The 12,130-nt window shown below is 57.5% G+C and carries 13 protein-coding genes; 3 read left to right on the plus strand and 10 right to left on the minus strand.

Going from position 1 to position 12,130, the window contains the following annotated elements:
- Positions 1-9: 9 nt before the first annotated feature.
- Positions 10-951, minus strand: a complete 942-nt coding sequence (glyQ, locus tag PU624_RS22150) for a glycine--tRNA ligase subunit alpha (RefSeq protein ID WP_283546647.1) — start codon at positions 949-951, stop codon at positions 10-12.
- 221 nt (positions 952-1,172) lie between these two features.
- On the opposite strand from glyQ, the gene PU624_RS22155 reads away from it, so the two are divergent.
- Complete coding sequence (locus PU624_RS22155) at positions 1,173-2,171, plus strand: acyltransferase (protein WP_283546648.1); 999 nt, start codon at positions 1,173-1,175, stop codon at positions 2,169-2,171.
- Here PU624_RS22155 and PU624_RS22160 read toward each other — a convergent pair.
- Entirely contained in the window at positions 2,156-3,088 is a 933-nt protein-coding gene (locus tag PU624_RS22160; protein ID WP_283546649.1) for a GlxA family transcriptional regulator, read from the minus strand. The two genes, PU624_RS22155 and PU624_RS22160, sit on opposite strands and share 16 nt — an antisense overlap.
- An 11-nt stretch (positions 3,089-3,099) precedes the next feature.
- Positions 3,100-3,759: a 6-phosphogluconate phosphatase gene (gene yieH / locus PU624_RS22165; RefSeq protein WP_283546650.1), complete on the minus strand. Its 660-nt coding sequence runs from the start codon at positions 3,757-3,759 to the stop codon at positions 3,100-3,102.
- Positions 3,760-3,911: 152 nt separating this feature from the next.
- Here yieH and PU624_RS22170 point away from each other — a divergent pair, with 152 nt between their 5' ends.
- On the plus strand, positions 3,912-5,225 hold the full coding sequence (locus PU624_RS22170) for an NCS2 family permease (RefSeq protein ID WP_283546651.1): 1,314 nt from the start codon (positions 3,912-3,914) through the stop codon (positions 5,223-5,225).
- 36 nt (positions 5,226-5,261) lie between these two features.
- Here the strand turns inward: PU624_RS22170 and PU624_RS22175 are convergent, their stop codons facing one another.
- Complete coding sequence (locus PU624_RS22175) at positions 5,262-6,011, minus strand: 4'-phosphopantetheinyl transferase family protein (protein ID WP_283546652.1); 750 nt, start codon at positions 6,009-6,011, stop codon at positions 5,262-5,264.
- Between the two features lie 312 nt (positions 6,012-6,323).
- Between PU624_RS22175 and PU624_RS22180 the strand changes: the two genes are divergently transcribed.
- Positions 6,324-6,791, plus strand: coding sequence for a helix-turn-helix domain-containing protein (locus tag PU624_RS22180; protein ID WP_283546653.1), 468 nt, complete (start codon positions 6,324-6,326; stop codon positions 6,789-6,791).
- A 43-nt stretch (positions 6,792-6,834) separates the two neighbouring features.
- On the opposite strand, the gene PU624_RS22185 is transcribed toward PU624_RS22180, so the two are convergent.
- From PU624_RS22185 to rpmH, 6 genes are all read right to left on the minus strand, one after another.
- Positions 6,835-7,425, minus strand: coding sequence for a malonic semialdehyde reductase (locus tag PU624_RS22185; protein WP_283546654.1), 591 nt, complete (start codon positions 7,423-7,425; stop codon positions 6,835-6,837).
- A gap of 266 nt (positions 7,426-7,691) precedes the next feature.
- Positions 7,692-9,056: a tRNA uridine-5-carboxymethylaminomethyl(34) synthesis GTPase MnmE gene (mnmE, locus tag PU624_RS22190; RefSeq protein ID WP_283546655.1), complete on the minus strand. Its 1,365-nt coding sequence runs from the start codon at positions 9,054-9,056 to the stop codon at positions 7,692-7,694.
- 92 nt (positions 9,057-9,148) lie between these two features.
- Positions 9,149-10,795: a membrane protein insertase YidC gene (gene yidC / locus PU624_RS22195; RefSeq protein WP_283546656.1), complete on the minus strand. Its 1,647-nt coding sequence runs from the start codon at positions 10,793-10,795 to the stop codon at positions 9,149-9,151.
- Between the two features lie 2 nt (positions 10,796-10,797).
- Positions 10,798-11,055 (minus strand): membrane protein insertion efficiency factor YidD, encoded by a 258-nt coding sequence (gene yidD, locus PU624_RS22200; protein ID WP_008926397.1) that lies wholly within the window; start codon positions 11,053-11,055, stop codon positions 10,798-10,800.
- On the minus strand, positions 11,019-11,378 hold the full coding sequence (rnpA, locus tag PU624_RS22205) for a ribonuclease P protein component (RefSeq protein WP_008926396.1): 360 nt from the start codon (positions 11,376-11,378) through the stop codon (positions 11,019-11,021). Before rnpA ends, yidD begins: the two co-directional genes overlap by 37 nt.
- Positions 11,379-11,392: 14 nt before the next feature.
- Positions 11,393-11,533, minus strand: a complete 141-nt coding sequence (gene rpmH, locus PU624_RS22210) for a 50S ribosomal protein L34 (RefSeq protein WP_003849659.1) — start codon at positions 11,531-11,533, stop codon at positions 11,393-11,395.
- Positions 11,534-12,130: the final 597 nt, after the last annotated feature.

Consider the following 12,130-nt stretch of genomic DNA (forward strand, 5'->3'; position numbering starts at 1 on the left):
GGCTGCCTCTTACTTATTTTCTAGTTTTGGCGCTTTTTCTGGCGCTTTACGAGCACACATCGGGAAGCCCATCGCCTCGCGAGAGGCGTAGTAAGCTTCAGCCACGGCTTTGGTCAGCGTACGAATGCGCAGAATATAGCGCTGACGCTCTGTTACCGAGATCGCTTTGCGGGCATCCAGCAGGTTAAAGCTGTGTGCCGCTTTCAGAATACGTTCGTAGGCGGGCAGTGGCAGCGGTTTTTCCAGCGCCAGCAGATGCTGCGCCTCTTTCTCGTACTGCTCGAAGCAGGTAAAGAGGAAATCGACGTCGGCGTATTCGAAGTTATAGGTGGATTGCTCCACTTCGTTCTGATGGAACACGTCGCCATAGGTGGTTTTGCCCAGCGGGCCGTCGCTCCAGACCAGATCGTAAACGCTGTCTACGCCCTGGATATACATCGCCAGACGCTCCAGACCGTAGGTGATCTCACCGGTCACCGGCTTACACTCCAGGCCGCCAACCTGCTGGAAGTAGGTGAACTGCGTCACTTCCATGCCGTTGAGCCACACTTCCCAGCCGAGTCCCCAGGCACCCAGCGTCGGGTTTTCCCAGTTATCTTCCACGAAGCGAATGTCATGCACCGTCGGATCCATACCCAGCTCTTTCAGCGAGCCGAGATAGAGCTCCTGAATGTTGTCCGGTGACGGTTTGATGATCACCTGGAACTGGTAATAGTGTTGCAGACGGTTCGGGTTTTCACCGTAGCGGCCATCGGTAGGACGGCGTGATGGCTGCACGTAGGCGGCGGCGATCGGCTCCGGGCCGAGTGCGCGCAGACAGGTCATCGGGTGTGAAGTGCCAGCGCCCACTTCCATGTCCAGCGGTTGGACAATGGTGCAGCCCTGACGCGCCCAGTAATCCTGCAAGGTCAGGATCAGCCCCTGAAAGGTTTTGGTATCAAACTTTTGCATGTTGAGTGTGCACGCGCTTCGGTTAGATTAAAAAAAGAGGCCGACAGTATACCCTTTGACCGCGCGATGTGCAGCCGTAAATCCCAGGCGCTACCGGCGCGTTTTCGCGGTGATTCAGTGCGCCGGGATACAGATGGCTCCGAATCCTGCTGGCAGCAGTTGTTGCTCTGGTCGCATTTGGCTACCCTTTTGCGCACGGACGCTATGCGCAAGAGGACGCCATGCCGCAGCAGAAGATTTACTGGATCGACAATTTACGCGCGATTGCCTGCCTGATGGTGATCGTGATTCACACCACCACCTGGTATATCACCGGACCGATGGCGGTGACCGGCACCACATGGGATGTGGCGAACCTGCTGAACTCGGCATCACGCGTCTGCGTTCCGCTGTTCTTTATGATCTCCGGCTATCTGTTTTTCGGCGAACGCAGCGCCCAGCCGCGCCATATGCTCCGGCTGGTGCTCTGTCTGCTGTTCTACAGCGCGGTCTCGCTGGCCTATATCACCTGGCTGACGCCGATCAGCGAAGGACGTTCGATCCTGAAGATGCTGCAGAAGCCGGTGTTCTATCACCTGTGGTTCTTCTTTGCGCTGATTGGCATCTATCTGATGTCGCCGCTGATACAGGTGAAAACCGTGCAGGCGCGCTACGTGGCGCTGCTGGTGCTGGTGCTGGCGGTGCTCGCCAATCCGAATACGGTCAGCCAGTCGCTGGGGCCGTTTCATTTTCTGCCGGTAAATCTCTATGTCAGCGGTGACAGTATTTACTACCTGCTCTATGCGCTGCTGGGACGGGCGATCGGCACTATGGAGACAAACCGGCGCGGCCTGACGCCGCTGGCAGCCGGACTGTTTATCGCCTGTGTGATTGGCATTACGCTGGGGACCAAAAAGGCGCTGATCGTCAACGGCGCGTTTAACGATACCTGGTATCTCTACTGCGGACCGCTGGTGTTCATTGCGGCGATCAGCCTGCTGGTCGTGTTTAAAAACAGCCTGAATACGCGCACGCTGCCCGGTTTAACGGTGATTGCGCGCTATTCATTGCCGATCTACGGCTTCCACGCGCTGTTCATTCACTATCTGCGCACGCATCACTACGATGATATGTCGCGTCCGTGGCTCGACCTGCCCTGGGTGTTCGGGCTGACGCTGGGCGGCAGCCTGCTGCTGGGCATGGCGCTGAAGCGCGTCGATACCCGTCACTTCGTCAGCTGATCGGCTTCGCGCTGGCGGGCGCGTCGTAGCTGGCGCGCCGATGAAAACCCCGCCGCCAGCGCCGCTTTTTCAGCAGATTCACCCTGCTGCTGACGCTGGCGCGCCACGCCAACCCGCAGCTGCTCATGATATTCCCGCACGCTGATCCCCAGATGCTGACGAAACAGTCGCGCCAGATGGCGGCTGCTGACGTGCGTGCGTCCGGCCAGTTCGGTCAGCGTCCAGCCATGCTCAGGATGAGCAATCATCAGATCCTGCGCCCGATGAATGGCGGGATGCATATGATTGCGGTAACGCAGCCAGGGTGAAAGCTGTGGATCGTCACCGGCGCGACGAAACCAGACCACCATTTCCCGCGCCACCGCCAGCGCTGTAGGTGTATCACAGAGCTGAGTGATCAGATGCAGTGCCAGATCGATGCCCGCCGTGATGCCCGCGCTGGTCCAGATATTCTCATGCCCGACAAACACCCGGTTCTCCTGCACGCGTGCGCGCGGAGCCGCGGCTTTCAGGCGGGCAATCACATCATGATGGGTGGTGCAGAGCACGTCATCGAGCATGCCCGCCTGCGCCGCCAGCAGCGCACCCGAGCAGACGCAGACCAGCATAAAGGTCTGCGCGTGCAGCGCGGCGTGCTGGCGCATCAGCCAGTTGCGTGCTTCTGCGGCCTGCGGTGTGGCATAACAGATCTGCGAGTCATAGACGCCCGGCACCACCAGCAGGCTCCCGGCGGGCAACTGTTCCGGTAAGGGTTCGATGCCGCCAATCGTCATGCCGGTGGAGCAGACCACCTCCGGCTGCGGGCCGATGTAGCGCAGTGTAAAGCGATCGCCCGCCAGCTTCAGCGTCTCGGCCGGGCCAGCCAGATCCAGCGCCATCACGCCGGGCAGGGTTAAAAACCAGACGGTGTGTGTCATGCTGGCCTGCGCTACACCAGATCCCAGCCGCGGGCGCGCCAGAGCGCAGGCAGTTGCGCCATGTCGTCGAAGCGCGTCACCAGCGGATGATCCAGTTCAGGGTTGTGCGGGTCAGCACAGTAGTAGTAGACCGGAATCCCGGCGGCGATACCGGCGCGGGCGCCCGCTTCGGAGTCATCCACCAGAATGCAGCGCTCAATCGGCACCGCCATCTGTTCCGCCGCGTGGTACATCAGTTCCGGATCGGGCTTCCAGTGCAGAATGTCATAGCCGCTATAAAGGTGCGCCTCAAACAGCGGCAGCATGCCGGTTAAGCCCAGCGAGTGCTGCATCTTTTTTACCGTCCCGTTTGAGACCACGCACATCGGCACCTTTATCTGCTCAACCAGCGCTTTCGCGCCCGGGATGGGCTGCAGTTGCTGATCGAACAGTCTTGCCACTTCCGCGCGGTAGGCCGTTTCCACCTCTTCCATCGGCAGCGTCACCTGATGCGCATCACCCACGTCACGAATGATGTCGTAGAGTTTGACGCCCTTATACTTTTCAAACATTTGCTGCAGCGACAGCGCCAGACCGTAACGGGCAAAGGTGTTGACGTAGGCCTGGGTGCAGAGCAACTCACTGTCCACCAGCGTGCCATCGCAATCAAAAAAGACGCATTCAACTGACATCAGACTCTATCCTTCGATTCAGGGGTGTGCTCCACACTCTACCGCACTCAGCGCAGATTGCGAGACTGGCAATCGGTTGCGAAAAATCATTGTATTGGCCCGGTAAAATCGCCAGGATACGCGCCGATGATTTTTTCTTCTGGATGGATGGCATGAGCAAGCAAGGCCTTTTGCAGCGCATCTTCAGGCTGCAGGAACATGGCACCACGGTGCGCACCGAAGTGATCGCGGGTATCACCACTTTTCTGACGATGGTCTATATCGTCTTCGTCAATCCGCAGATCCTCGGCGTTGCCGGCATGGATACCCAGGCGGTGTTTGTGACCACCTGTCTGATTGCCGCCTTTGGCAGCATTCTGATGGGACTGTTTGCCAATCTGCCGGTGGCGCTGGCGCCTGCAATGGGGCTGAATGCCTTCTTCGCCTTTGTCGTCGTCGGGGCGATGGGCTATTCATGGCAGGTCGGCATGGGCGCGATTTTCTGGGGTGCGGTCGGTCTGCTGATCCTCACGCTGCTGCGGGTTCGCTACTGGATGATTGCCAATATCCCGCTGAGCCTGCGCGTCGGCATCACCGCCGGTATCGGCCTGTTTATCGCCATGATGGGGCTGAAAAACGCCGGTATTATCGTGCCGAATCCCGATACGCTGGTAGCGGTAGGTAATCTGACCTCGCACAGCGTGCTGCTGGGCGCACTCGGCTTCTTTATTATCGCCATTCTGGCATCACGCAATATCCACGCGGCGGTGCTGATCTCAATGGTGATCACCACCGGCATCGGCTGGATGCTGGGCGACGTGAAGTTTGTCGGCCTGTTTTCTGCGCCGCCTTCGATTACGACGGTGGTCGGTCAGGTCGATATCAAAGGTGCGTTTAACATTGGCATGGCGGGCGTGATCTTCTCCTTTATGCTGGTCAATCTGTTCGACTCCTCCGGCACGCTGATCGGCGTCACCGATAAAGCGGGACTGACCGATGAAACCGGCACCTTCCCGCGGATGCAGCAGGCGCTCTATGTCGACAGCATCAGTTCGGTGAGTGGTGCACTGGCGGGCACATCTTCCGTGACCGCTTATATCGAGAGCAGCTCGGGCGTGGCGATTGGTGGCCGTACTGGCCTGATGGCTGTGGTGACCGGCCTGCTGTTCCTGCTGGTGACCTTCCTGTCACCGCTGGCCGCAATGGTGCCATCCTACGCCGCTGCAGGCGCGCTGATTTACGTTGGCGTGTTAATGACCGCCAGCCTGTCGCGCGTGCGCTGGGATGATCTGACCGAAGCCGTTCCGGCGTTTGTCACCGCCGCCATGATGCCCTTCAGCTTTTCCATCACCGAAGGCATTGCGCTGGGTTTTATCGCTTACTGCGTGATGAAACTGGGCACCGGCCGCTGGCGTGAAATCAGCCCCTGCGTAGTGATTGTTGCGCTGCTGTTTGTGCTGAAGATTGTTTTTGTCGACGGGCACTAAGCGTATTCAGAGCCGCAACCGCCGGGTTGCGGCTTTTTACATTTCAGGATGCAGGCTGCGCTCGCTGGGCAGGCTGGTCAGCCGCAGGGCATGAGGCCCGATGTTGGGCTTACCCATCTCGATTTCGCGTAATGCGCGCCACTGAAAGTCGCTATCCATCTCCCACAGGTGCAGACGCTGAGTCGCAGACGACAGCGCGCACGACCAGACCAGCACAGGCTCCGCATCACACACCACCTGAATGTCGGGATAAAGTGACGATCGCAGCCGACCCGCACCCGGCAACAGGCGCAGCGAATCCAGTCCCCGATCGCCCTCTCCCGTCAGCTTGAGAATGCTCTGACGCAACGTCCAGATCTGCGTCACCGCTTCCATGGCATCCTGCTGGGCATTGATCCAGGCGATCTCGCCCGAGGTTAATCCCTGAATCAGCTGCTCCTGAGTCTGACGGCTCCTGGCATGCACAATCTCCATATCCAGACCGGCACGTCCACCCTCTTCGGCCAGCAGCACGCCCACCGTATTGCCCGCATAGGCGATGCTGAAATCGGGCAGTTCGCTGTCAGCAAACACCGGGCGTCCGTTACTCTGAATAATCAGGTGCGGCAGCTCATGAATGCCATAAACCCGCAGCATCAGCTGTGCCAGCAGCGTACGCGCGGCAAGGAAACGCCCACGGCGTTTGTCAGCAAACTGCTGTGCCGTGTCGGTAATAGCCTGGGGAATGCACATATCTTTTGCCGGGAAGCCGGGATCGCCCGTCCAGCGTACAAAATGACCAGCCATCTGTCGCTCCGTGAAAATGGTCAGATAATCATCAGACGCATTGTAGGAATTTTCTTAACTTAATGCACCCGGCAACACACGGATTAAGTTAAATTCGGAATAGGATGAGCAGGCGAATGGTGTTTCATCAGGGAACCCCCTCAGCCGAACCGGGTTTGATTCGCGTGCCTGATTAGCCATCCTCCTGGCAGCCGGCGTCGCTGTGACAGCGCTGTCATGCGGATGTCAGGCTGCTGTCGGGTCAGGATCGTGTTACTGCCGGACGTTCTGCCGCACACTTTTCCTTCCTGTCTGTTACTACGGAGAATGCGAATGAGCAGCATCAACAGATTTAAAGAACATCGCCTGGCACGGGCGTGGTCACAGGAACAGCTGGCAGAAATGGCGGGACTGAGCACCCGCACCGTACAGCGTATTGAAAATGGTGAGCGGCCGGGACTGGAAACCCTGAGTGCGCTGGCTGCCGTCTTTGAGGTGAACGTGGCCGATCTGACCGGTCCGCAGAACGGAGAGGATCAGGCGCTGGATCAGCGGATTACTGATGCGCGCAGCAGGATCGCCGGTGAAGCACGCTTTTACCGTTCACTGATTACTGCGGTGGTGGTTTGCGGACTGCTGTTTGTCCTGAATCATATGACGGCGCCGGATGATCACTGGTCGCTCTGGGTTGCGGCCATCTGGGGTGCGCTGCTGATTGTCCGGGCGATGCGGACCTTTGTTTTTCATGGGCTGACGCAGCGCTGGCAGCAAAAGCGCCTGCAGAAAATGCTGCGCCGTTAATGCGGTAATCCGCGCCGCGAACCGAATCGCGACGCGGGCAGCATCAGGCGAAGCGGCTCGCCTGCTCAAAGCTCAGGCGCGGCAGGCGCGGATGCAGTTTTGATGCGTCACCATAGCCGAGGTTGATCAGCAGGTTAACCTGATACTGACCGTCGGGGAAAAAGGCGTCGTTCACTTTGGCCGGATCAAAACCGGACATCGGACCGGCATCCAGACCCAGCGAACGGGCCGCCAGAATCAGGTAACCCGCCTGCAGGCTGCTGTTGCGGAATGCCGTCTCTTTCGCTGCTTCCGGGCTGCCGGTAAACCAGCTGCGCGCATCCGCATGCGGGAACAGCGCGGGCAGCTGCTCATAGAACTCGCGGTCCCAGGCCACAATCACCGTGACCGGCGCGCTCATGGTTTTGTCCAGATTGCCGGAAGAGAGTGCCGGTTTCAGCTTCTCTTTACCTTCTGCAGACGTGACGAAAACAAAACGTGCAGGTGAGCAGTTCGCCGAGGTCGGGCCCAGTGCCGTTAAGGCATAGAGCTGTTCCAGCAGGGCGTTATCGACGGGCTTAGCCTGCCAGTAACTGTGGGTGCGGGCATCATTAAACAGCGTGTCCAGTGCGGCAGTGTCGAGCGGTGTACTCATGTAACTCTCCTGTTACAGGCGAAAAGGTTCGCCCAAGGGTGTTCACGTAGTGGGTTTGCGTCGGGCCCGACACAGCGGGATGAGGCGGGATTCACTCACCGCAATCCAGAGCCACAGGTCAGATCGGCGCATCAACCGTTATACGTCAAAGCGTTGCCGCCGCAAAATAACATATCAGCAAGAATCAACGCGGAGAGAGGAATAACAGAGGAGAGAGTGTGGCGGGAATTGCGGCCTGACAGCGCGTTGCCGTCAGGCCTGTAAAGCTATTTGCCGATACAGAAGCTGGAGAAGATACGACCCAGCAGATCGTCAGAGGTGAACTCACCGGTAATCTCGCTTAACGCCTGCTGAGCGACACGCAGCTCTTCTGCCAGTAACTCACCCGCCCGGGCACCGAGCAGCTGGGCTTTGCCCTGCTCCAGGTGCGTTGCCGCCAGCTCCAGCGCCTGCAGATGACGACGACGCGCCAGGAAGCCACCTTCCATGTTGCCCGCGAAGCCCATGCTCTGCTTCAGGTGATCCCGCAGCTCATCGACGCCTTCGCTGGTGCGTGCCGACAGGCGAATCAGTGAGTGACCATTTACTTCTGTCAGGCCTGGAGACTCACCGGTGACATCCGCCTTGTTACGGACCACGGTAATCGGCAGTTCCGGCGGCAGACGAGAGACGAAATCGGGCCAGATCGCCGCCGCTTCGGTGGCATCGGTGGTGGTGCCATCCACCATAAACAGCACGCGATCGGCCTGTTCGATTTCCTGCCAGGCGCGCTCAATCCCGATACGTTCGACTTCGTCACTGGCCTCACGCAGACCGGCGGTGTCGATAATATGCAGCGGCATGCCATCAATATGGATATGCTCACGCAGGACGTCACGGGTGGTGCCCGCAATGTCTGTGACGATGGCGGCATCACGGCCCGCCAGCGCATTCAGCAGGCTCGATTTGCCCGCATTAGGCCGGCCCGCAATCACCACTTTCATCCCTTCACGCAGCAGGCTGCCCTGACGCGCTTCGGCACGGACCGCATCCAGGTCACCGATCACCGTATTCAGCTGCGCTTCGATTTTGCCGTCAGAGAGGAAATCGATCTCCTCATCCGGGAAGTCGATAGCGGCTTCGACATAGATCCGCAGGTGAGTGAGTGCTTCCACAAGATGATTGATGCGGGTTGAGAAGACGCCCTGCAGCGAGTTAACCGCCGAACGTGCCGCCTGCGCCGAGCTGGCATCAATCAGGTCGGCAATCGCCTCGGCCTGCGCCAGATCCAGCTTGTCATTCAGAAACGCACGCTCAGAAAACTCACCCGGCTGAGCGATACGCACGCCTGGCAGCGCCACGATACGCTTCAGCAGCAGATCGAGGATCACCGGGCCGCCATGGCCCTGCAGCTCCAGCACATCTTCGCCGGTAAAGGAGTTCGGGCCAGGAAACCACAGCGCAATGCCCTGATCCAGCAAGCTGCCGTCGCTATCGGTAAACGGCAGATAATCGGCATAACGCGGCTTAGGCAGTTTACCCAGCAGCTGGCGGGCAACCTCTGCCGCCTTCGCGCCAGAGACGCGCAGAATGCCTACGCCGCCGCGTCCGGGCGGTGTCGCCTGGGCAACAATGGTATCGCTGTGGCTCATAAATTTTCTCTCGCTACAAAAAACACAGGCGGTCGCTTTGACCGCCTGAGAATAGACTATTTTAAGGCGGGATGGCTCCCGCTTTGGATCGCTTACGCTTTCTTCTTGTCGCGGCTATGCAGACCACGTTTTTCCAAGCCGCGATAAATCAGCTGCTGCTGGAGAATAGTCACCAGGTTGCTGACGATGTAGTACAGCACCAGACCTGACGGGAACCACAGGAAGAACACGGTGAAAATCACCGGCATGTAAGTCATGATCTTCTGCTGCATCGGATCGGTCACGGTGGTCGGTGACATCTTCTGAATGAAGAACATGGTGATGCCCATCAGAATCGGCAGGATGTAGTACGGGTCCTGCGCTGACAGGTCATGGATCCACAGAACGAATGGAGCATGACGCAGTTCAACCGAGCCTGACAGCATATAGTAGAGCGCCAGGAAGATTGGCATCTGAATCACCAGCGGCAGACAGCCACCCAGCGGATTCACTTTCTCTGCTTTATACAGCGCCATCATTTCCTGGCTCTGCTTCTGCTTGTCATCACCCAGACGCTCACGCATTGCCTGAATCTTCGGCTGCAGCATACGCATCTTGGCCATCGAGGTGTACTGCGCTTTGGTCAGCGGGTACATGATGCCGCGTACGATGAAGGTGATCACGATAATGGAGAAGCCCCAGTTACCGATGAAGCTGTGGATAAATTTCAGCAGTTTGAACAGCGGCTGAGAGATAAACCACAACCAGCCGTAATCCACGGTCAGATCAAGGTGCGGCGCAATCGCTGCCATCTTGTCCTGAATTTCCGGGCCGACCCACAGCGTTGCACCCAGATTCTGCTGTGCGCCCGCGGCAATGGTGACCGGTGCAGATTTATAGCCAATCGCCGCTACGCCATTACCCAGGTTGCTGGTGTAAAGGGTGTTGGTGCCTTCGGTGCGCGGAACCCATGCCGTCGCAAAGTACTGCTGCAGCATCGCCACCCAGCCATTGCTGGTGGTCGCGTTCAGGTTCTCGTTATCCGCGATGGTGTCGAATTTATACTTCTCATATTTCGACTCGCTGGTGGAGTAGGCCGCGCCACGGAAGGTGTGCAGAGCAAAGTTGTTGCTGCCGGTATCACGATGCTTAGGCAGATCAATCGTCTGCTTCAGCTGGCCAAACAGCGACACTTCCAGCGGCTGCTGGGTGGTGTTGTTGACATGATAATCGACATTAACGGCATATTCGCCACGCTTGAAGATGAAGGTTTTAGTATAAACCACGCCATTTTCAGCGGTATAGGTCATCGGCACACGCAGTTCGGACTGGCCATCAGCCATCTCGAAGTGGTTCTGCGCAGCGTTGAACAGCGGACGCGCGCCGTTGTTCGGGTTATCCGGACCATTACGACCGGTTAAACCGCTTTGTGCCTGATAAAGGAACGCTGGCGTTGTTTCAAGCAGCTGGAACGGCTGGTCGGAACCCAGTTTGTCCGGGAAAGTCAGCAGCTGTGCTTGTTCAACATCACCGCCTCGGGTGTTGATATTCAATGACAGGACATCAGTCTTAACGGTGATCGTCTGGCCCTGACCGCTGGCCGGTACACCCTGACTGGCGGTATCACCCGCTACGCTGTTCGTGCCTTGTGTGGTCTGCGTCTGCTGTGGCTGCGGAGCGTGGTCCGTCTGCCAGGCTTGCCAGATCATAAAGGTCACGAACAGAAAAGCGATGAGAAAGAGATTGCGTTGCGAATCCATCGTTAATGTTCTCTGGTATCAAAGGTTTTTGGCGGCACAGGATCGTCACCACCCGGGTTCAAAGGGTGGCATTTTAATACGCGTTTTAATGTCAACCAACTGCCTTTAATCAGGCCGAACCTGCGTAACGCCTCAATTCCGTAATGAGAGCAGGTCGGGTGAAACCGACAGTGTGGTCCCAGTAATGGACTGATACCGCGTTGATAGACGCGTATCAGGACGATCAGGAGCCGCGCGCCAGGCGACAGTGACGACGCCATAATTTCTCCAACGCTTCCGCCAGCATACGGTTATCCAGATCGGCAACCCCCTTCTTCGCGACCACCACGAAGTCCATCGACGGCAGTTCATGTTGACGCAGACGAAAGCTTTCGCGGGTCAATCGCTTGATCCGGTTGCGTTCATGAGCGCGTTTCACATGTTTTTTAGCGACGGTGAGACCGATGCGGGGATGCCCCAGCGCGTTAAGGCGGCCGAGAATAGTAATTTGCGGCGTGCCAGCCCGTTGTGGCTGCTGGAAGACGAAAGTGAAATGAGTGGGAGTTAACAAACGTAACTCCCTGGGAAATGCGAGCTTACCCATCAGGGCTTGCTTTATTACTTAGAAACGGTCAGACGAGAACGGCCTTTAGCACGACGACGTGCCAGAACCTGACGACCATTTTTTGTTGCCATACGAGCACGGAAACCGTGTGAACGGTTGCGCTTCAGTACGGACGGTTGAAAAGTGCGTTTCATGGCGGTTTCTACCTAAACTTGAAAATTTTCACTGGATGACGCGTTTCGGGCCAATAAATCGACCTACGCCTCAATGTGTCTTTAATAAAGAGGCGGGATTGTAATAATTGTACAGTCCCGAGTCAATTTACTTCGCGTGTTGTAGTACCTGAAAACCCGCATACAGCCCGCTGACTCCCGACGTTGCGCCTTACAGCATAATGTCGGGTGAAGGATTATACGGGCTCCGCTCCAAAGCGCAAGGATCGTACGGGATCTTATTGCGATCGGCCTGCCGGATCCTGGGGATAAAATAAGATGTCGCCCGAAATTTTAATGGATTGCGACAGTTCCCTGCTGGTTTTTCCCGCAACTGGCGTAAACTTCTTTGCGCGTCTCTGGCCTGTGGATAAAAAGGATCAAAACTGTGTAGAAAGGGAAGATCTCTGTCTCGCTTTGCGCTATGATCCGCCCTTCCGCTGACGATCCTCCGGTGATTGCAGGACGGAAAACCGCTGATAGCGGTCGCAGGCGCTTTCTTAGCGTCTGTGTCAAAAATGAACGTTTCTTAGAGTAACGCCTACTATTCTTTTCGAATTTGTACGAGTGGAGTCCGCC

The organism is Pantoea sp. Lij88 (assembly GCF_030062155.1).
Taxonomy (GTDB): domain Bacteria; phylum Pseudomonadota; class Gammaproteobacteria; order Enterobacterales; family Enterobacteriaceae; genus Pantoea.